Source organism: Sinimarinibacterium thermocellulolyticum, from assembly GCF_040327995.1.
Lineage (GTDB): Bacteria > Pseudomonadota > Gammaproteobacteria > Nevskiales > Nevskiaceae > Solimonas > Solimonas thermocellulolyticum.
Genome location: NZ_JBEPIJ010000009.1, coordinates 12,941 through 32,305, shown reverse-complemented (window position 1 = coordinate 32,305; position 19,365 = coordinate 12,941). Strand labels below are relative to the sequence as shown.

The 19,365-nt window shown below is 66.8% G+C and carries 18 protein-coding genes; 16 read left to right on the top strand and 2 right to left on the bottom strand.

What is annotated here, in order from left to right; all coding sequences use genetic code 11:
* Positions 1 to 2: 2 nt before the first annotated feature.
* From ribH to ABSH63_RS09180, 11 genes are all read left to right on the top strand, one after another.
* Positions 3 to 533: a 6,7-dimethyl-8-ribityllumazine synthase gene (gene ribH / locus ABSH63_RS09230; protein WP_352889211.1), complete on the top strand. Its 531-nt coding sequence runs from the start codon at positions 3 to 5 to the stop codon at positions 531 to 533.
* A gap of 41 nt (positions 534 to 574) precedes the next feature.
* Complete coding sequence (gene nusB, locus ABSH63_RS09225) at positions 575 to 1,024, top strand: transcription antitermination factor NusB (protein ID WP_352889210.1); 450 nt, start codon at positions 575 to 577, stop codon at positions 1,022 to 1,024.
* 14 nt (positions 1,025 to 1,038) lie between these two features.
* Positions 1,039 to 1,971, top strand: a complete 933-nt coding sequence (gene thiL / locus ABSH63_RS09220; RefSeq protein ID WP_352889209.1) for a thiamine-phosphate kinase — start codon at positions 1,039 to 1,041, stop codon at positions 1,969 to 1,971.
* Positions 1,968 to 2,498, top strand: a complete 531-nt coding sequence (locus tag ABSH63_RS09215) for a phosphatidylglycerophosphatase A family protein (RefSeq protein ID WP_352889208.1) — start codon at positions 1,968 to 1,970, stop codon at positions 2,496 to 2,498. The genes thiL and ABSH63_RS09215 overlap by 4 nt, the downstream gene beginning before the upstream one ends.
* The gene (locus ABSH63_RS09210; protein ID WP_352889207.1) at positions 2,495 to 4,288 is read left to right on the top strand and encodes an acyclic terpene utilization AtuA family protein; all 1,794 of its coding nucleotides are present in this window, start codon (positions 2,495 to 2,497) and stop codon (positions 4,286 to 4,288) included. Before ABSH63_RS09215 ends, ABSH63_RS09210 begins: the two co-directional genes overlap by 4 nt.
* A gap of 141 nt (positions 4,289 to 4,429) precedes the next feature.
* Positions 4,430 to 6,091, top strand: coding sequence for an electron transfer flavoprotein-ubiquinone oxidoreductase (locus ABSH63_RS09205; RefSeq protein WP_352889206.1), 1,662 nt, complete (start codon positions 4,430 to 4,432; stop codon positions 6,089 to 6,091).
* 38 nt (positions 6,092 to 6,129) lie between these two features.
* A complete protein-coding gene (locus tag ABSH63_RS09200) occupies positions 6,130 to 6,876 on the top strand; it encodes an electron transfer flavoprotein subunit beta/FixA family protein (protein ID WP_352889205.1) in 747 nt (248 codons plus the stop codon).
* A 24-nt stretch (positions 6,877 to 6,900) separates the two neighbouring features.
* Complete coding sequence (locus ABSH63_RS09195; RefSeq protein WP_352889203.1) at positions 6,901 to 7,836, top strand: electron transfer flavoprotein subunit alpha/FixB family protein; 936 nt, start codon at positions 6,901 to 6,903, stop codon at positions 7,834 to 7,836.
* A 133-nt stretch (positions 7,837 to 7,969) separates the two neighbouring features.
* Entirely contained in the window at positions 7,970 to 8,224 is a 255-nt protein-coding gene (locus ABSH63_RS09190) for a GlsB/YeaQ/YmgE family stress response membrane protein (RefSeq protein WP_352889202.1), read from the top strand.
* 15 nt (positions 8,225 to 8,239) lie between these two features.
* Positions 8,240 to 8,785, top strand: coding sequence for a glutathione peroxidase (locus ABSH63_RS09185; protein ID WP_352889201.1), 546 nt, complete (start codon positions 8,240 to 8,242; stop codon positions 8,783 to 8,785).
* Between the two features lie 174 nt (positions 8,786 to 8,959).
* On the top strand, positions 8,960 to 10,453 hold the full coding sequence (locus ABSH63_RS09180; protein ID WP_352889200.1) for a flavin-containing monooxygenase: 1,494 nt from the start codon (positions 8,960 to 8,962) through the stop codon (positions 10,451 to 10,453).
* Here ABSH63_RS09180 and ABSH63_RS09175 read toward each other — a convergent pair.
* Positions 10,437 to 11,723: a citrate synthase family protein gene (locus ABSH63_RS09175; protein WP_352889198.1), complete on the bottom strand. Its 1,287-nt coding sequence runs from the start codon at positions 11,721 to 11,723 to the stop codon at positions 10,437 to 10,439. The two genes, ABSH63_RS09180 and ABSH63_RS09175, sit on opposite strands and share 17 nt — an antisense overlap.
* Before the next feature lie 132 nt (positions 11,724 to 11,855).
* Between ABSH63_RS09175 and prpB the strand changes: the two genes are divergently transcribed.
* From prpB to ABSH63_RS09150, 5 genes are all read left to right on the top strand, one after another.
* A complete protein-coding gene (gene prpB / locus ABSH63_RS09170) occupies positions 11,856 to 12,746 on the top strand; it encodes a methylisocitrate lyase (RefSeq protein WP_352889197.1) in 891 nt (296 codons plus the stop codon).
* 41 nt (positions 12,747 to 12,787) lie between these two features.
* Positions 12,788 to 13,948, top strand: coding sequence for a bifunctional 2-methylcitrate synthase/citrate synthase (gene prpC / locus ABSH63_RS09165; RefSeq protein ID WP_352889195.1), 1,161 nt, complete (start codon positions 12,788 to 12,790; stop codon positions 13,946 to 13,948).
* Positions 13,949 to 14,030: 82 nt separating this feature from the next.
* A complete protein-coding gene (gene acnD, locus ABSH63_RS09160; RefSeq protein WP_352889194.1) occupies positions 14,031 to 16,619 on the top strand; it encodes a Fe/S-dependent 2-methylisocitrate dehydratase AcnD in 2,589 nt (862 codons plus the stop codon).
* A gap of 23 nt (positions 16,620 to 16,642) precedes the next feature.
* A complete protein-coding gene (gene prpF / locus ABSH63_RS09155) occupies positions 16,643 to 17,830 on the top strand; it encodes a 2-methylaconitate cis-trans isomerase PrpF (RefSeq protein WP_352889192.1) in 1,188 nt (395 codons plus the stop codon).
* Between the two features lie 39 nt (positions 17,831 to 17,869).
* Positions 17,870 to 18,733, top strand: a complete 864-nt coding sequence (locus ABSH63_RS09150; RefSeq protein ID WP_352889191.1) for an SDR family oxidoreductase — start codon at positions 17,870 to 17,872, stop codon at positions 18,731 to 18,733.
* Here the strand turns inward: ABSH63_RS09150 and ABSH63_RS09145 are convergent, their stop codons facing one another.
* A complete protein-coding gene (locus ABSH63_RS09145) occupies positions 18,734 to 19,363 on the bottom strand; it encodes a TetR/AcrR family transcriptional regulator (protein WP_352889190.1) in 630 nt (209 codons plus the stop codon).
* Positions 19,364 to 19,365 lie beyond the last annotated feature (2 nt).

The following is a 19,365-nucleotide window of genomic DNA, read 5'->3' as shown; positions in this document are numbered from 1 at the left end:
TGATGAAAAAAGTGACTGCGAAGGGCGCGGCATCGACCGCGCTGGCCGATGCCAAGACTGGCTATGCCGCACCCGAGCGGCCCAGCAGGGGCGAGTTTGCGCGCGTGCGCGTGGCGCTTTTGTCGACGCGCTGGAACGTCGGTATCGTCGACGCCTTGCGCGAGGGGGCCAAGGCCTGCTGCCGCGACTGGGGCTTGCCGGCGGCGAACCTCGTCGAGTTCCGTGCCCCCGGGGCCTACGAGGTGCCGCTGGCGGCACTGCAGCTCCTGCGCGATGGCGGCTTCGACGGGGTGATCGCACTAGGCGCGGTGATCCGTGGCGAGACGCCGCATTTCGATTTCGTCGCCGGTGAGTGCGCGCGCGGCCTGATGCAGGTGCAGCTCAAGACGCGCAAGCCGGTGGGCTTCGGTGTGCTCACGGTGAATACCGTGGAGCAGGCCTGGGCGCGTGCCGGTAAGGGGCGCGACAACAAAGGTTATGAGGCTGCGGCAGCGACGCTGGAGATGATCCGATTCGCACGGAGCTTGAAGTGAGCAGCTCGAACGGCCCAGACGCCGGCGCCCAAGGAACGCGCATGCGCGCCAGCGCGCGCGGCGAGGCGCCGCATCCCAGCCGCCGCGGTCTGGCGCGCCGTGTCACCGTGCAGGCGCTCTATCAGTGGCTGGTCAACGAAACCGCACCGGCTGCGCTACTCAAACAGTTTCGCGAACAGGACGAGGGCCTGGGGCGTGCGGACCCGGTTTACTTCGAGGAACTGCTCACGGGCGTGGTCGCGCATGCGCCGGAACTGACCATCGAGATCGTGCCGCATCTGGACCGCGCCTTGAATCAGCTCGATCCAGTCGAGCACGCGATTCTGCTGCTCGGGGCTTTTGAGCTGCGCCACAAGCCCGAAGTGCCGTGGAAGGTCGTCGTCAACGAGGCCGTGAACCTGGCCAAGACCTTCGGTGCCGAGGACGGCTACAAATTCGTCAACGGCGTGCTCGACAAGCTGGCACGGCAGTTGCGGCCGCACGAAACCTGAGCGCTGCCGGCGCGATGGACGAGTTCGCGCTGATCCGCCGATATTTCGCGCAGCTGACGCTGGACGGCGAGGGGGTCGTGCTCGGCATCGGCGACGACGCCGCGCTGCTGCGACCGTCGAGCGGCTGCGAGCTCGTCGTCACCAGCGACACCCTGGTCGCCGGCCGCCATTTTCCCGACACGACCACGCCCTTTGACATCGGCTGGAAATCGCTGGCGGTGAATCTCTCTGACCTCGCGGCGATGGGGGCAAGGCCGCGCTGGTGTACGCTGGCGCTGACCTTGCCTGAGGCCGATGCGTCCTGGCTCGATGGATTCGCCGCCGGCTTTGCGGCGCTCGCGCGCGTGCACCGCTGCGCGCTCGTCGGGGGTGACACCACGCGCGGCGCGCTGTCGATCACGATCACCGCGCTCGGCGAGGTGCCGGCCGGTCGTGCCCTGCGCCGCGATGGTGCGCGTATCGGCGATGCGATCTGCGTCACCGGCACGCTCGGCGACGCGGCGCTGGCGCTGCGGCTCGGCGCCGCGGCGGTGCCGGAGTTGCGCGCGCGTCTCGACCGCCCGCAGCCGCGCATCGCCGCGGGTCTCGCACTGCGCGACATCGCCCACGCGGCGCTGGATCTGTCCGACGGACTGATCGGCGATCTGCAGCACATTCTCGATGCCAGCGGCGTCGGTGCGACCCTCGACGTCGATGCGCTGCCCATGTCACCGGCCTTTGCGCGCCTGACTACCGCTGGCACACGCCGTGCCGATCAGCTCGCCGGCGGCGACGACTACGAACTGTGTATCTGTCTGCCCGAGGACACACTCGATCGCGCTCGTGCAGCGCTCGACGTGCCGCTGACGCGCATCGGCCGCATCGACGCGGCGCCGGGCCTGCGCCTGGTCGACGCGCAAGGGCATAGCATCACACCATCGTTCACCGCCTACCGTCACTTCTCATGAGCCCACGCAAGTCGCCGCCGCCACCGCGGCAATTGATTCTGACGACGCCCGAGCACCTGATCGCCTTCGGTTTTGGCAGCGGACTGTCGCCGGTCGCGCCGGGGACATTCGGTACGCTGGTCGGCATACTGCTATTCCTGCCCCTGTCGCTGCTTGACGCTCAGGTCTATGCCGCCGTGGTCGCGCTGCTGTTCGCGTTCGGCTGCTGGGTCTGCGGCGAGAGCGCGCGCCTGCTCGGCGTGCACGACCACGGCGGTATCGTGTTCGACGAGATCGTCGGTTATCTGGTCGCCGCCGCGCCGCTGACCCTGTTCCCGGATCTGACCACGGTCGCTTTTGTCGGCGGTCTCGTCCTGGCCTTCGCGCTGTTCCGGCTATTCGACGTCTGCAAACCCTGGCCGATCGGCGTACTCGATCGCCGTGTCCGTGGCGGATTCGGCATCATGCTCGACGACTTACTCGCCGGTGCGTTCGCGGCGCTGCCACTCTGGGCCGCGCTGTACGGGTGGACGGGGGTTGTGTCATGAACACACGACTGCGCATCGGCTGCGCCTCGGCGTTCTGGGGTGACACGGCGACCGCCGCGCATCAGCTCGTCGAACGCGGTGACATCGACTTTCTGGTGTTCGACTATCTGGCCGAGATCACGATGTCGATCCTCGCCGCCAAGCGCATGCGTGACGCCAACGAAGGCTACGCCAACGACTTCGTCGAGCACGTGATGGCGCCGCTGCTGCCGCGCCTGCGCGAGCAGCGCATTCGCGTGGTCGCCAATGCCGGTGGCGTCAATCCGCTGGCGTGCAAGCGCGCCCTCGAAGCGGTGGCGCAGAAAGCCGGCGTCGCGCTCAAGGTCGCGGTGGTGCTGGGCGACGATCTGCTCCCGCGCAGGAAGGAGTTTGCCGACTGCCGCGAGATCGACAGCGGCGCGGCGATGCCGCCGACGCTGGTGTCGATGAACGCGTATCTGGGCGCGTTTCCGATCGCGCGGGCGCTCGATGCCGGAGCAGATGTCGTCGTCACCGGCCGCTGCGTCGATTCGGCCGTTGCGCTCGGGCCGATGATCCATGCCTTCGGCTGGCGCGAGACCGACTACGACAAGCTCGCCGCCGGCTCGGTCGCCGGGCACATCATCGAGTGCGGCGCGCAGTGCACCGGCGGCAATTTCACCGATTGGGAGCTGGTCAAGGACGGCTATGCCGACATGGGCTTTCCGATCGTCGACGTCGAGCCTGACGGCGCATTCGTCGTCACCAAGCCCGAGGGCACGGGCGGTATCGTGTCGGTACACACCGTGCTGGAGCAGATGCTCTACGAGATCGGCGATCCACGCGCCTACCTGCTACCGGATGTGAGTGTCGACTTCACGCAGGTGCGACTCGAACAAGTCGGCGAGCATCGGGTGCGCGTCAGCGGCGCGCGCGGCCAGGCGCCCACCGACACCTACAAGGTCAGTGCGACCTATCCGGCGGGCATGCGCTGCGCGGCACTGTTCATGATCGGCGGCATCGACGCGGCGAAGAAGGGGCGCGCGTCGGCGAACGCCATCGTCGACAAGGTGCGGCGCCAGTTGCTGGCCGCGGGGCTCGGCGATTTCTCCGGTGTCGATGTCCACTGCATCGGCGCCGAGGAAAGCTATGGCCCTCATGCGCGGCCCGGCGCCCGGGCCACGCGTGAGGTCGTCGTCAAGATCGCGGTCCAGCATCCGAACCCGAAGGCGCTCAAGCTGTTCGCGCGCGAGATCGCGCAGGCCGCGACCGGCATGGCGCCGGGCTTCACCGGCTATTTCGGCGGCGGCAGACCCGAGCCGCACATGATCCCCAAGCTGTTCTCGACGCTGGTGCCCAAGTCCGCGGTGCCAATCGAAGTGGTGATCGGCGACGAGCGCTTTTCCGTCGCTGTCGCGACCGAAGGTGGTTTCATAGCGCTGCCCGAGGCGCCGGAAAGCACAACGGCGCTCGCCATCGACGACGCCGTCGAAGTGCCGCTGATCAGGCTCGCGCTGGCGCGCTCCGGCGACAAGGGCGATCACGCCAACATCGGCGTGATCGCGCGTGAACCGCGGTTCTTGCCCTACATCCGCGCCGCGCTGACGACCGCGGCCGTGCGCCGCTGGTTCGCACACGTGCTCGCGGGCGCAGAGCAGGGACGCGTCGAGCGCTGGGAGCTGCCGGGCTCGCACAGCCTGAACTTTCTGCTCTACCACGCGCTCGGGGGCGGCGGCGCCGGCTCGCTGCGCACCGACCCACAAGGCAAGGCGTTTGCGCAGATGCTGCTGGAGTTTCCGGTGTCGGTTCCGCGTGCACTCCTCGCGGATTGAGCCCGGCATGGCCGCAACGCCAGCGCGGCTTGTTCGCCTGGCGCTGCGAGCCCGGGCGCGGTCGACTACAATTCCGCGCTTGTCAGCCTCAAGTCCACGAGTCCGAGCGCCCGTGCGCGGGCCCGCCAGGAAGCACAACGCATGTCCGTAGAACGCGATGTCATGGAGTACGACGTGGTCGTCGTCGGCGCCGGTCCGTCCGGCCTGTCGACCGCGTGTCGCCTCAAGCAGCTCGCCGAGGCCGCCGGCAAAGAGCTTTCGGTCTGCGTCGTCGAGAAAGGCTCGGAAGTGGGCGCCCATATCCTCTCCGGCGCGGTGTTCGAGCCGCGCGCGCTCGATGAGTTGTTCCCGGACTGGAAACAGCGCGGCGCGCCGCTCAACGTGCCGGTGACCCGCGACGACATCTACTTCTTCCGCAGCGAGACGGCGGCGTTCAAGATGCCGCATCTGTTCGTGCCGAAGACGATGCACAACGACGGCAACTACATCATCTCGCTCGCCAATCTGTGCCGCTGGCTGGCGCAGCAGGCCGAGGCGATGGGTGTGGAAATCTATCCCGGCTTCGCCGCGCAGACCGCGATCATCGAGGACGGCGTGGTCAAGGGCATCACCGTCGGCGACATGGGCGTGAACCGCGAAGGCGAGCGCAAGCCCGACTTCACCCCGGGCATGGAGCTGCGGGCGAAGTACACGGTGTTCGCCGAGGGTTGCCGCGGCCACATCGGCAAGCAGTTGATCGCGCATTACCAGCTCGCCAAGGACGCCGACCCGCAGCACTACGCGATCGGCATCAAGGAAATCTGGACGATCCCGCAGTCGCAACACAAGCCCGGTCTGGTCGTGCACGGCGCCGGCTGGCCGCTCGATCTCGTCGGCACCAGCGCACTCGGCGGCTCGTTCCTGTATCACTTCGAGAACAACCAGGTGCTGGTCGGCTTGATCGTCGATCTGTCGTACACCAATCCGCACCTGTCGCCGTTCGACGAGTTCCAGCGCTTCAAGCATCACCCGGTGATCCGCCAGTACCTCGAAGGCGGGACGCGCACCGCCTACGGCGCGCGCGCCATTTCCAAGGGCGGGTTCAACTCGCTGCCGAAGATGGTGTTCCCCGGCGGGCTGCTGGTCGGCTGCAATCTCGGCACGATGAACTTCGCCAAGATCAAGGGCAACCATACGGCGATGAAGTCCGGCATGCTCGCCGCCGAGGCCATCGCCGAGGCCTTGCTCGCCGGCGGTGCGGGCGGCGACACGTTGGACAGCTACCCGGCCAAGTTCAAGGCGAGCTGGCTCTACGACGAGTTGTATCGCGCGCGCAATTTCGGGCCGCTACTGCACAAGTTCGGCGCGCTGATCGGCGGTGCGCTCAACTACATCGAGCAGAACTGGTTCGGCGGCAAGTTTCCGTTCACCGTCCATGATCTCAAACCGGATCACGCGACGCTCAAGCTCGCATCGCAGGCGCCCAAGATCCACTATCCCAAACCCGACGGCAAGCTGAGTTTCGACAAGCTCTCGAGCGTTTTCCTGTCGAGCACCAATCACGAGGAGGACCAGCCGGTCCACCTCAAGCTCAAGGATCCGAGCATTCCGATCGCCAAGAACCTGCCGATGTACGACGAGCCGGCGCAGCGCTATTGCCCGGCCGGCGTCTACGAGGTGGTCGGCGAGGGCAGCGACAAGCGCTTCCAGATCAATGCGCAGAACTGCGTGCACTGCAAGACCTGCGACATCAAGGACCCCGCGCAGAACATCAACTGGGTGGCGCCGGAAGGTGGCGGCGGTCCGAACTACGCCAACATGTGAGAGGCAGTTTAGTTCCCAGTTCCCAGACAGGAAGAACGATGAAGGCACTCGTCAGCGTCAAGCGCGTCGTGGACTACAACGTCCGCATCCAGGTGAAGTCCGACGGCAGCGGTGTGGTCACCGATGGCGTCAAGCACTCGATGAACCCCTTCGATGAAATCGCGATGGAAGAAGCGGTACGTCTGAAGGAGAAGGGCAAGGTGACCGAAATCGTCGCCGTGACCATCGGCGGCGCGAAGAACGAAGAGACGCTGCGTACCGCGCTGGCCTTCGGCGCCGATCGTGCGATCCACATCAAAGAAGAGGGCGAGGTGCAGCCGCTGACCGCCGCCAAGGCCTTCGCCGCGGTACTCAAGAAGGAGGGCGCCAAGTTGTTCCTCGCCGGCAAGCAGGCGATCGATGACGACGCCAACCAGACGGGTCAGATGGTCGCCGCGCTGCTCGACATCGCGCAGGCGACGTTCGCGTCCAAGGTCGAGATCGAGGGTGACAAGGCTACGGTCACGCGTGAAGTCGATGCCGGCTTAGAGACGCTGGAAGTGGATCTGCCGGCGGTGATCACCACCGACCTGCGCCTCAACGAGCCGCGTTATCTCAAGCTGCCGGACATCATGAAGGCCAAGAAGAAGCCGATCGAGACGGTGAGCTTCGCCGATCTGGGCGTCACCCCGGCCGCGGGCCTGAAGACAATCAAGACCGTGCCGCCGCCAGCGCGTTCCAAGGGCATCATGGTCAAGACCACCGACGAGCTCGTCGAGGCTCTCAAGAGCAAGGGCCTGCTGTAAACGCACATCGAGGACAGACCAGACATGAGCAAGATTCTGATCGTTGCCGAGCATGCCGAGGGCAAGCTCAACGGCGGTGTCGCCAAGACCGTGGCCGCGGCCAAGGGCGTGGGCGGCGAGATTCACGTCGCGGTCCTGGCGGCAGATGCCGCCGCCGTGGCCGAACAGGCGGCCAAGCTCGATGGCGTGAGCAAGGTGCTGGCGGTCAACAACGCCGCCAACGCCCATCCGGTGGCCGCGGTGCTGGCGCCGCAGATCGTCGAATTGGCCAAGAATGGTTACACGCATGTCTTCGTGCCGGGCACGACCTTCGGCAAGGACCTCGCGCCCCGCATCGCCGCCAAGCTCGACGTACAGCAGGTCAGCGATGTCATGGCGGTGCACGGTCCGCACCGTTTCGATCGTCCGATCTACGCCGGCAACGCGATCACCACGGTCGAGGCCCCGGCCGGCATCGTGGTCGCCACGGTGCGGCTGGCGTCGTTCCAGGCCGTGGGCACCGGCGGCTCGGCCGGCGTCGAGACCGTCAGCGTGAGCGCGGCGTTGCCCGCGCACACGCGCTACGTGAAGCTCGAGGCGCAGAAGTCGGAGCGCCCGGATCTGCAGTCGGCGGCGCGCGTGGTCTCCGGTGGCCGCGCGCTGGGCTCGGCCGAGAACTTCAAGTTGATCTTCGATTTCGCCGACAAGATCGGTGCCGGTGTCGGCGCTTCGCGTGCGGCCGTGGACTCCGGTTACGTGCCCAACGACATGCAGGTCGGCCAGACCGGCAAGATCATCGCGCCGGAGCTGTATTTCGCGATCGGCATCTCCGGTGCGATCCAGCATCTGGCCGGCATCAAGGATGCGCGCACCATCGTCGCAATCAACAAGGACCCGGAGGCACCGATCTTCGAGGTGGCCGACATCGGCCTGGTCGGCGACCTGTTCCAGGTGGTGCCGGAGCTGACGAACAAGCTCTGATCGCTCCCCGAGCCCGGTCAGTCAAAGGGCGCGGACGCTTCTCCGCGCCCTTTTTCGTGGGCGCATCCTCACGCAATTTGCGCTAAGGTCCACACATCGCCGGATGACGGCGCATGCGGACTCAGGAGTGGTCATGGGCATCATCTCGTGGATCGTGCTGGGCTTGATCGCCGGCGTCTTGGCCAAGGCGTTGATGCCGGGTAAGGACCCCGGCGGCCTCATCGTCACCATCGTGCTCGGCATCGCCGGCGCCTTCGTCGGCGGCTGGATCGGCACGCAGCTCGGCATCGCCCGCTTCGATGGCTTCACGCTGCAGGGCATCCTCGTCGCGACCGGCGGCGCGGTGGTGCTGTTGGTGCTGTATCGGTTGATCAAGAAAAAGACCTGAACGAGGAGCAAGACCGTGAGTGAGTTACACGACATCGCGCTCAAGCGCATCGATGGCCGGCCGGCGTCTCTGGCCGATTTCAAGGGCAAGGTGCTGCTGGTCGTCAACGTCGCCTCCAAGTGCGGACTGACGCCGCAGTACGAGGGACTGGAAAAGCTCTACCGCGAGAAGCGCGATGCGGGGCTGGAGGTGCTGGGCTTTCCGGCCAATGATTTCATGGGCCAGGAGCCGGGCAGTGAGGCCGAGATCGCGAGCTTCTGCAAGACGCAGTACGACGTGAGTTTTCCGATGTTCTCCAAGATCAAGGTGACCGGCGCCGACAAGCATCCCCTGTACGCGATACTCACCCGGGCGCAGCCCCAGACGCGCAATGCCGAGGGCATGCGCAAGAACCTCGAGGGCTACGGCATCACCCCCAACCCGGCGCCGGAGGTGTTGTGGAACTTCGAGAAGTTCGTGATCGGCCGCAACGGCAGCGTCGTTGCACGCTTCTCGCCCGACACCAAGCCGGACGATCCGGCGCTGCGCGCGGTGCTGGACGAGGAGCTGGCAAAGTCTTAATCCTGCGAGGCCTTCGCCGCTCCCCGGTGCGGTGCGAACGCGCACGGTTGGCACTGCGCCGCGGCCGCCGGAGCGTCGTCGGGGCCGAACCACCCGATCGGGTATGGCGTACCTGCGCCGCCGTCGCCGACCATCGCCGCCGATGAAGCGGCAGCGATCGGAAGGAGACCGCAGATGACGCAGTACGACGTCCTGATCGTGGGCGCCGGCCTGTCCGGCATCGGCGCCGCCTGTCATCTGGCGCGCGAGTGCCCGGACAAGAAGGTCGGCATCATCGAGCGCCGCAACGCGATCGGCGGAACCTGGGATCTGTTCCGCTATCCCGGGATTCGCTCCGACACGGACATGCTCTGCTTCGGGTTCGAGTTCCGCCCGTGGCGGGGCCTGAAGGTGATGGGCGACGGCCCGGTGATTCGCCAGTACATCGCCGACACGGCGCGCGAGTACGGTGTCGACGAGAGAATCGAGTTCGGCCTGAAGATGACGCATGCCGCATGGTCGAGCCAGGAGCAGCGCTGGACGGTGCGCGCGCTGCACGAGGCCAGCGGCGAAACCCGCGTGTTCTACGCCAGGATGCTGATCGGCGCCACCGGCTACTACAACTACGATCAGGGTTATCTGCCGCGCTTTCCCGGGGAGGAGCGCTTCAAGGGGCTGCGCATCCATCCCCAGCACTGGCCCGAGCGCCTGGACTATCGGGGCAAGAAGGTCGTCGTCATCGGCAGCGGCGCGACCGCGGTGACCCTGGTGCCCGCGCTGGCGATGGGCGGCGCCGGTCACGTGACCATGCTGCAGCGCTCGCCGAGTTACATTCTCTCGATTCCGAACTGGGACCGCGTCTCGGCGATGCTCAAGCGGGTGCTGCCGCAGGCATGGGTGTTCGCGCTCGCGCGCAAGCGCAACATCCTGATCCAGCGTGCGCTGTATCTCGCCTCGATGCGTTGGCCGCGGCTCATGCGCCGCCTGCTGATCCGGCACGTCCACAAGCAACTCGGCGACGGTTACGACATGTCGCACTTCACGCCGCGCTACATGCCCTGGCAAGAGCGCCTGTGCGCGGTGCCGGACGCGGACCTGTTCACCGAGATCCGTAAAGGCCGGGTCGAGGTGGTCACCGATCACATCGAGACCTTCACCGAGACCGGCATCGAGCTGAAATCGGGCAGGCATCTGGACGCCGACATCATCGTCACCGCCACCGGCCTGCAGGTCCAGTTGTTCGGCGGCGCTGAAGTCAGCATCGACGGACACGTGGCGCCGCCCAGCAGCGTCATGACCTACAAAGCGGTGATGCTGCAGAACGTGCCCAACCTCGCCTTCATCGTCGGATACACCAATGCACCGTGGACGCTCAAGGCGGACATTGCCTGTAAGTACGTCTGCCGACTGCTCCAGCACATGGACGCCAAGGGCTATGCCGTGGTGACGCCGCGGGCGCCGGCCGAGATGATGGAGTCCGATCAGACCATCCTCGGATCGCTGATGTCCGGATACGTGCGCCGCGCCGCCGATGCGCTGCCACGCCAGGGCAAGGCGGTGCCGTGGCGCGTGCTGCACCACTATGGCCGCGACAAGCGCATGCTGCTCGACGCGCCGATCGAGGATCCGTACCTGGAGTTCACGCCGGCGCGTGTGTCGGCACCGGCGCCGTTCAAGGCTGTGGCCTGAGTCCACCGCGGCGGCGCGGAGACTGAGGCTCGATCTCCTCGAGCCGCGGCGCCGGCGCGATGCCGACGTAGCTGGCGCGTGGCCGGATCAGGCCGCCGCCGGCTTGCTGTTCCAGCGCGTGCGCGATCCAGCCGGCGACACGGCCGGCGGCGAACAGGATCAGCGCGGCCTGCGCGCCGAGTTCGTAGACGTCGGCGAGCGCGGCCAGCGCGAAGTCCGTGCTCGGCGCTTGGCCGCTGGCCTCCTCGGCGGCATCGAGCAGCTGGCGGATGCGCGCCAGTCGCGGCGGGCGCGGGCGCACCGCGTCGAGCTTGGCGAGCAGCAGGCGCGCGCGCGGATCGCCCGAAGGGTAGAGCGGGTGGCCGAAGGTCGGAAGCGCCTCGCCGCGTTGCAGTCGGGCGAGGACATGGCGCTGCGGCGATTCGGCACGCAGGGCGTCCTGGATGAAGTCGTAGGCGCGTGCGGTGGCGCCGCCGTGCGCCGGGCCGAGCAGGGCGGCGAGGCCTGCGGCGACCGCGCCGGTCAGGCTGGCGCCGGTCGAGGCCACCACGCGCGCCGCGAAGGCCGAGGCGTTGAGCTCGTGGTCGGCGCACAGCACCAGCGCCGTGCGCACCAGTTCGGGCAGGCTGGCGTCGCCTGGGCGCCAGCCGTGCGCGAGCACCTCGTGGGCGGGCCGCCGGTCTGGCGCGACACCGGCGAGCAGCGCCGTGGTCTGGCGCAAGAGCTGGGCGGCGCTTTCGCGACGTCGGCGCGGATCCGGCGAGAGATCGCGCACCGACGTCGATGACAGCAGCGGCAGGGCGGCGGCGGTGCGTTCGAGCGCCGGCAGCCGCGGATCGCGCAGCAGCGCGCGCACCGCGGGTGGCCACGCCGACGCTGGCGGCAGGGCAAAGGGATCGTCCTCGTCGCAGTCCCACAGCAGCCGCGCAACGTCTTCCAGCCCCAGCCCCTGTTCGACCAGCTCGGCGACGGCGCGGCCGCGGTAGTAATGCCCTTCGGGGCGGATCAGCGAAACGCGGGTTTCGAGCACTGGCAGTCCCCAGGCGAGGCTGTGCGCGGCGCCCTGCGCGGCGCTGCGTCCGACGGCGCGGCGTTCGATCAGGCGCTCGATGTCCTGGACGCGGTACAGCCGCTTGCGCGGCTCGTCGCCGGCCCGCGAGTGGATGTGGCCACGGCTGACGTAGGCATACAGCGTCGAGCGGGTCACGCCGAGAAGCGCGGCGGCCTCGTCGGCGCCGATGTAGTCGCTGGCACGGGTCGGTGTCGGCATGAACGCCATCTTGCGCCAGATATGTTGATCTTCGCAATCAAGATTGATCAATAGATACCGGAATGCCACAGTAGCGACATTCGACAGGACGCTGCGGCACGCTGCCGCAGCACGGTATCCAGGAGACCCCAGATGAGCAGTGCATCCTCCGCCGGCGCGCGCTTTCGCGCGGCCCTGGCCGCCGAGAAGCCGCTGCAGGTGATCGGCGCGATCAACGCCAACCATGCGCTGCTGGCCCAGCGCGCCGGCTTTCGGGCGATCTACCTGTCCGGTGGCGGCGTTGCTGCGGGTTCGTTGGGGCTGCCCGACTTGGGCATCAACACGATGGACGACGTGCTCGTCGACACGCGTCGCATCACCGATGTCTGCGATCTGCCGCTGTTGGTCGACATCGACACCGGTTTCGGCCCGAGTGCATTCAACATCGCGCGTACCATCAAGTCGCTGATCAAGGCGGGTGCGGCGGCCTGCCATATCGAGGACCAGGTCGGCGCCAAGCGGTGTGGCCACCGCCCGGGCAAGGAGATCGTGTCCAAGGCGGAGATGGTGGATCGCGTCAAGGCGGCGGCCGATGCCAAGACCGATCCCGACTTCTTTTTGATCGCGCGCACCGATGCGATCCAGGCCGAAGGCGTCGACGCGGCGATCGAGCGCGCCGTGGCCTGCGTGGAGGCCGGTGCCGACGGTATCTTCGCCGAGGCCGCGCACGATCTGTCCACGTACAAGCGCTTCGTCGACGCAGTCAAGGTGCCGGTGCTCGCCAACATCACCGAATTCGGCGCCACGCCCTTGTTCACGCGCGAGGAGCTCGCGAGCGTCGGTGTCGCCATCCAATTGTTTCCGTTATCGGCGTTCCGTGCCGCGAACAAGGCCGCGGAAGCGGTCTACACTTCCATCCGCGCGAAGGGTCATCAGAAGGAGGTCATCGAGTTGATGCAGACCCGCGCCGAACTCTACGACCGTATCGGTTATCACGCGTTCGAAAGCAAGCTCGACGCATTGTTTGCGGCCAAGAAGCAGTAGGCCCCATCCCGTCCCGACCAGAACCGTCCCCAGGAGAGATCATGAGCGAAGCGACTCCCGCCGCCGCTGGATTCAAGCCCAAGAAGTCGGTCGCGCTGTCCGGTACCGCCGCAGGCAATACCGCGCTGTGCACCGTGGGCCGTTCCGGCAACGATCTGCATTATCGCGGTTATGACATTCTCGACGTGGCGACGAGCTGCGAGTTCGAGGAGATCGCCTACCTTTTGGTGCATGGCAAGCTGCCGAACGTCGCCGAGCTGTCGGCTTACAAGGCCAAGCTCAAGGCCTTGCGCGGACTGCCGGCCGCGGTGAAGGCCGCGCTCGAGCAGTTGCCGCCCTCGGCGCATCCGATGGACGTGATGCGCACCGGCGTCTCCGTGCTCGGCTGTGTCAAGCCGGAGAAGGAGGATCACAACCATCCGGGTGCGCGTGACATCGCCGACAAGCTGATGGCCTCGCTCGGGTCGATGCTGTTGTACTGGTACCACTACGCGTACAACGGCAAGCGTATAGAGGTCGAGACCGACGACGACTCGATCGGCGGCCACTTCCTGCACCTGCTGCACGGCGAGAAGCCGCGCCAGAGCTGGGTGCGCGCGATGCACACTTCGCTGATCCTCTACGCCGAGCACGAGTTCAACGCCAGTACCTTCACCTGCCGCGTGATCGCCGGTACCGGCTCGGACATGTACTCGGCCATCTGCGGCGGCATCGGCGCGCTGCGCGGGCCCAAGCACGGCGGCGCCAACGAGGTGGCGTTCGAGATCCAGAAACGCTACGAAAACCCGGACGAGGCCGAAGCCGACATCCGCGCGCGGGTCGAGAGAAAGGAGGTCATCATCGGCTTCGGGCATCCGGTGTACACCGTGTCCGATCCGCGCAACAAGGTCATCAAAGAGGTCGCGCGACAGCTCTCGGCCGAGCAGAACAACATGAAGATGTTCGATATCGCCGAGCGCCTCGAAACGGTGATGTGGGACATCAAGAAGATGTTCCCCAACCTCGACTGGTTCAGCGCGGTGAGCTACCACATGATGGGCGTGCCCACCGACATGTTCACGCCGCTGTTCGTGATCGCCCGCACCTCGGGTTGGAGTGCGCACATCATCGAGCAGCGCATCGACGGCAAGATCATCCGCCCGAGCGCGAACTACGTCGGACCGGAGGATCGCAAGTTCGTGCCGCTGAAGGACCGGCCGTAGTCGATCTTGCGTGAGACGTGAGGCGGCAGCTTTTCGCCTCGTCCGTCCGGTCTCACGTCTGAGCTCTCACGTCGCACCGATTATGAACACAGCCTTCCGCAAGAAACTCCCCGGCACCCAGTTCGACTACTTCGACGCGCGCGCAGCCGTGGACGCGATCCAGCCCGGGGCCTACGACAAGCTGCCCTACACCGCGCGCGTGCACGCCGAGAATCTGGTGCGGCGCGCCGAGCCGGAGAAGTTGAACGCGTATCTGGGTCAGCTCATCGAACGCCGGCGCGATCTGGATTTTCCGTGGTTCCCGGTGCGGGTGGTCTGCCACGACATCCTGGGCCTGACGGCGCTAGTCGATCTTGCCGGATTGCGCGATGCCATCGCCGAGCAGGGCGGCGATCCGGCCCAAGTGAATCCGGTCGTACCGGTGCAGTTGATCGTCGATCACTCGCTCGCGGTCGAGCATGCCGGTTACGAGAAAGACGCCTTTGCCAAGAACCGCGCGATCGAGGATCGGCGCAACGAGGATCGCTTCCACTTCATCGAATGGACCCGGCGCGCGTTCAAGAACGTAGACGTCATCCCCGCGGGCAACGGCATCATGCACCAGATCAACCTGGAGCGGATGAGCCCGGTGATCTACACCCAGGACGGTGTGGCTTTCCCCGACACTTGCGTGGGCACCGACAGCCACACCCCGCACGTTGATGCGCTCGGCGTCATCGCCATCGGCGTCGGCGGTCTGGAAGCCGAGAACGTGATGCTCGGCCGCGCCTCGTGGATGCGCCTGCCCGACATCGTCGGCGTCGAATTGACCGGCAAGCCAGGGCCGGGGATCACGGCGACGGACGTGGTTCTCGCGCTGACCGAGTTCCTGCGCAAGGAGAAAGTCGTCGGCGCTTACTTGGAGTTTTACGGCGAGGGGGCTGCCGCACTCACGATCGGCGATCGCGCCACCATCAGCAACATGGCCCCGGAGTATGGCGCGACGGCGGCAATGTTCTTCATCGACGACAAGACCATCGACTACCTCAGACTCACCGGCCGCGATGCCGCGCAGGTCGAGCTGGTCGAGATCTATGCCAAGCACACCGGTCTTTGGGCGGATGCGCTCAAAACGGCCGAGTACGAGCGCCGCCTGAGGTTCGACCTGTCCAGCGTCGTGCGCAACATGGCCGGACCGAGTAACCCGCACAAGCGCCTGCCGACCAGCGCGCTCGCCGAACGCGGCATCGCCGGCGCCTGGCGCATGCCGGCACCCGGCGAGGGCACCATGCCCGACGGTGCCGTGATCATCGCCGCGATCACCAGTTGCACGAACACCTCCAATCCGCGCAACGTGATCGCTGCGGGTCTTTTGGCGCGCAATGCCGTCGCCAAAGGGCTCGCGCGCAAACCCTGGGTCAAGACCTCGCTGGCGCCGGGATCCAAGGCGGTGGAGCTGTACTTGAAGGAGGCCGGCCTGCTCGCGCCGTTGGAGCAGCTCGGCTTTGGCATCGTCGCCTTCGCTTGCACGACCTGCAATGGCATGTCGGGCGCGCTGGATCCGAAGATCCAGAAAGAAATCATCGACCGCGATCTCTATGCCGTGGCCGTGCTCTCCGGCAACCGCAACTTCGACGGCCGCATCCATCCCTTTGCCAAGCAAGCCTTCCTGGCCAGCCCGCCGCTGGTGGTCGCCTATGCGATCGCCGGAACGATTCGCTTCGACATCGAAAAAGACGTGCTCGGCCATGACCCGAGCGGCAAGCCGGTGACGCTCAAAGACCTCTGGCCCAGCGACGCCGAGATCGAGGCCGTGATCGCCCAGAGCGTCAAGCCCGAGCACTTCCGGCGGGTCTACGAGCCGATGTTCGATTTCAAGCGCGTCGCCGACGGCAAGACCAAGCCGTTGTACGAATGGCGAGCGCAGAGCACCTACATCCGCCGTCCGCCGTATTGGGAGGGCGCGCTCGCCGGCGAGCGCACGCTCAGGAATCTGCGGCCGCTGGCGGTGCTCGGCGACAACATCACCACCGATCATCTCTCGCCGTCCAATGCCATCTTGCCGGACAGCGCCGCTGGTGAGTATCTGGCCAAGATGGGCCTGCCGGAGGAGGACTTCAACTCCTACGCCACGCACCGCGGCGACCACCTCACCGCGCAGCGCGCGACGTTCGCGAATCCGCAACTGTTCAACGAGATGGTGGGCAAGAAGGGCTCGCTCGCGCGCGTGGAGCCCGACGGCAAGGTCATGCGCATGTGGGAGGCGATCGAGACCTACATGCAGCGCAAGCAGCCGCTGATCATCATCGCGGGCGCCGATTACGGCCAGGGATCGTCGCGCGACTGGGCCGCCAAGGGCGTGCGCCTCGCGGGTGTGGAGGCCATCGTGGCCGAGGGTTTCGAGCGCATCCACCGCACCAACCTCATCGGCATGGGCGTGCTGCCGCTGCAGTTCGAGCCGGGCACCACGCGCCTGACGCTGGGCATCGACGGCACCGAGACTTTCGACGTCATCGGCGAGCGCAAGCCGCGCGCGACGCTGACGCTGGTCATCCACCGCAAGGACGGCCAGATCGTGCACGTGCCGGTGACCTGCCGGCTCGACTCCGACGAGGAGGCCTCGATCTACGAAGCCGGCGGCGTATTGCAGCGTTTCGCCCAGGATTTTCTCGCGTCTGCCCGGGCAGCCTGACCAAGGTTCAAGGTTCGAGCGCCATGTCGCACCCTCCTCAGATCAAGGTGGCCGCCACCTACATGCGTGGCGGTACGTCCAAAGGCGTGTTCTTCAGACTCGAGGATCTGCCGGAGCGCTGCCGGGAGCCGGGGCAGGCGCGCGATCGCTTCCTGATGCGCGTGATCGGTAGCCCGGACCCCTATGGCGCACACATCGACGGCATGGGCGGGGCGACCTCCTCGACGAGCAAGTGCGTGATCCTGTCCAAGAGCACACGTCCGGATCACGACGTCGACTATCTCTATGGCCAGGTGTCCATCGACAAGGCCTTCGTCGACTGGAGCGGCAATTGCGGCAATCTGTCGACGGCGGCCGGCGCGTTCGCGATTCACGCCGGGCTGATGGACCCGGCGCGTCTGCCGCGCGACGGCATCTGCACGGTGCGCATCTGGCAGGCCAACATCGGCAAGACCATCATCGCCCATGTTCCGGTCACGAACGGGCAGGTGCAGGAGACCGGCGATTTCGAGCTGGACGGCGTGACCTTTGCTGCCGCCGAGATCGTGCTGGAGTTTCTCGATCCCTCCGACGACGGCGACGAGGGCGGCTCGATGTTCCCGACCGGCAATCTGGTGGACGATCTCGACGTGCCGGGCATCGGCACGCTCAAGGCGACCTTGATCAGCGCCGGCATCCCGACCGTCTTCGTCGATGCCCAAGCCATCGGCCTGACCGGCACCGAGTTGCGCGAGGACGTCAACACCAAGCCCGAGCTGCTGGCCCGGTTCGAGGCGATTCGTGTCGCCGGCGCGCTGCGCATGGGCCTGATCAAAACCCCTTTGGAAGCGCAGAGCCGTCAGCACACGCCGAAGATCGCCTTCGTCGCGCCGCCCAAGGACTATGTCGCCTCCAGCGGCAAGCACATCAAGGCCAGCGAGATCGATCTGAACGTGCGCGCATTGTCGATGGGCAAGTTGCACCACGCGATGATGGGCACCTGCGCGGTGGCCATCGCCACCGCGGCGGCGATTCCCGGCACGCTGGTCAACCGCGCCGCCGGCGGCGGCGCGCGCGAGGCGGTACGCTTCGGTCATCCGTCCGGCACCTTGCGCGTGGGGGCGGCGGCCGAGCCGATCGACGGCCGTTGGGTGGTCAAAAAGGCGATCATGTCGCGCTCGGCGCGTATCCTGATGGAAGGCTGGGTGCGGGTGCCGGGCGATTCGTTCTGAGTCGCGGGGTTTCTTGCGCGTCCTGTTCGGGAGTGTTCCATGCCGTACCGCTCGGCTTTTCGTCCGGATCTGTTCGCCGGTCAGACCATCGTCGTCACCGGCGGCGGGTCGGGCATCGGGCGCTGCACCGCCCACGAGCTCGCCGCGCTCGGTGCCCACGTGGTCATCACCGGCCGCAACCCGGAAAAACTCGATGCGGTGGTCGCCGAGATTCTCGAGGATGGAGGGCAGGCGTCGCGCGTCGTCTTCGACATCCGCGATGAAGAGGCGGTGAGCGCGAGCATCGCGCAGATCCTTTGCGACCGCGGGCGCATCCACGGGCTGGTCAACAACGCTGGCGGCCAATATCCGATGCCGCTGGCGATGATCAGCAAGAAGGGCTGGGACGCCGTCGTCGCGAACAATCTCACCGGCGGTTTTCTCGTCGCGCGCGAGACTTACAAGCAGTGCATGAAGCAGCACGGTGGCGCGATCGTGAACATGATCGCCGACATGTGGGGCGGCATGCCGGGCATGGGCCACAGCGGCGCCGCGCGCGCCGGCATGCTCAATTTCACCGAGACCGCGGCCATCGAATGGGGCGTATCCGGCGTGCGCGTCAACGCAGTCGCGCCCGGTTTCGTCGCCTCCAGTGGCATGGATCATTACGACCCGGCCTTCGCCCAGGAAGTGATTCCCAAGCTCGCGGGCCTTGCCCCGCTCAAGCGCATGGCCGAGGAGGCCGAGGTATCGAGCGCGATCGTGTTCCTGCTCAGCGAGGCTGCGGCCTTCATCACCGGCGCCTGCATCAAGATCGATGGCGGCGCCAGCCTCGGCGTGGGGCCGTTTCCGCTGCTCGACCACCAGAACTCCAAGCCCTACACGGGCTTTCACCGTGCGGTCAAACCCAAGGCCCTGCGTTGATCAAGGCCTGCCGCGCCCGTCTGCCGGCGCACTGACCGCGCGTACGCAGAAATCACAGATCGCGCGCGTGAGCCGGTCACGGTCCTTGACCCGTTCGGCACGCGGCGCCAGCGGTCCGATCAGCGCCTCGGTGTAGGCGCCGACGATACAGGCGGCGCTGGCATCGACGTCCTGTGGCGGGAACTCGCCGGCGTCGATGCCTTGCCTGAGGATGCGCTTGATGACATCGCCGAGGCGCTGCCGCACCTCGATGCGGGCGGCGTCGACTTCGGCCTCGGCGGGTTCGGCGATGAAGGCGTAGGCCAGACCCGGCCCGGCGAGGGCGCGGCGGGTGAAGCATTCGACCGCGGCGTACAGTCGCTGGCGGGCGCTGCCGGGTCCGTCGGCGATCGCGTTCAGCAGCTTGAGCTCCTGGCCGATCGCCGCGGACAAGGCTTCGACGAACAGCTCTGCCTTGGAGCGGAAATAGCGGTAGATCATGCCGGTGGACATGCCGGCCTCGGCGGCCACCGCGGCGATCTGCATGCCGCGGTAACCCTGCGCGGCGATGCGCCGGCGGGCAGCCGCGAGGATGCGCTCGCGATTGTCGGCGAGGCGCTCTTGCATCAACGCGGAACGGCGATAGGCCATGC

What these genes read in the sequence shown, in the direction of transcription:
- ribH (WP_352889211.1), top strand. Translation starts at nt 3, where the DNA reads ATGAAAAAAGTGACTGCGAAGGGCGCGGCATCGACCGCGCTGGCCGAT.
- nusB (WP_352889210.1), top strand. Translation starts at nt 575, where the DNA reads ATGCGCGCCAGCGCGCGCGGCGAGGCGCCGCATCCCAGCCGCCGCGGT.
- thiL (WP_352889209.1), top strand. Translation starts at nt 1,039, where the DNA reads ATGGACGAGTTCGCGCTGATCCGCCGATATTTCGCGCAGCTGACGCTG.
- ABSH63_RS09215 (WP_352889208.1), top strand. Translation starts at nt 1,968, where the DNA reads ATGAGCCCACGCAAGTCGCCGCCGCCACCGCGGCAATTGATTCTGACG.
- ABSH63_RS09210 (WP_352889207.1), top strand. Translation starts at nt 2,495, where the DNA reads ATGAACACACGACTGCGCATCGGCTGCGCCTCGGCGTTCTGGGGTGAC.
- ABSH63_RS09205 (WP_352889206.1), top strand. Translation starts at nt 4,430, where the DNA reads ATGTCCGTAGAACGCGATGTCATGGAGTACGACGTGGTCGTCGTCGGC.
- ABSH63_RS09200 (WP_352889205.1), top strand. Translation starts at nt 6,130, where the DNA reads ATGAAGGCACTCGTCAGCGTCAAGCGCGTCGTGGACTACAACGTCCGC.
- ABSH63_RS09195 (WP_352889203.1), top strand. Translation starts at nt 6,901, where the DNA reads ATGAGCAAGATTCTGATCGTTGCCGAGCATGCCGAGGGCAAGCTCAAC.
- ABSH63_RS09190 (WP_352889202.1), top strand. Translation starts at nt 7,970, where the DNA reads ATGGGCATCATCTCGTGGATCGTGCTGGGCTTGATCGCCGGCGTCTTG.
- ABSH63_RS09180 (WP_352889200.1), top strand. Translation starts at nt 8,960, where the DNA reads ATGACGCAGTACGACGTCCTGATCGTGGGCGCCGGCCTGTCCGGCATC.
- ABSH63_RS09175 (WP_352889198.1), bottom strand. Translation starts at nt 11,723, where the DNA reads ATGCCGACACCGACCCGTGCCAGCGACTACATCGGCGCCGACGAGGCC.
- prpB (WP_352889197.1), top strand. Translation starts at nt 11,856, where the DNA reads ATGAGCAGTGCATCCTCCGCCGGCGCGCGCTTTCGCGCGGCCCTGGCC.
- prpC (WP_352889195.1), top strand. Translation starts at nt 12,788, where the DNA reads ATGAGCGAAGCGACTCCCGCCGCCGCTGGATTCAAGCCCAAGAAGTCG.
- acnD (WP_352889194.1), top strand. Translation starts at nt 14,031, where the DNA reads ATGAACACAGCCTTCCGCAAGAAACTCCCCGGCACCCAGTTCGACTAC.
- prpF (WP_352889192.1), top strand. Translation starts at nt 16,643, where the DNA reads ATGTCGCACCCTCCTCAGATCAAGGTGGCCGCCACCTACATGCGTGGC.
- ABSH63_RS09150 (WP_352889191.1), top strand. Translation starts at nt 17,870, where the DNA reads ATGCCGTACCGCTCGGCTTTTCGTCCGGATCTGTTCGCCGGTCAGACC.
- ABSH63_RS09145 (WP_352889190.1), bottom strand. Translation starts at nt 19,363, where the DNA reads ATGGCCTATCGCCGTTCCGCGTTGATGCAAGAGCGCCTCGCCGACAAT.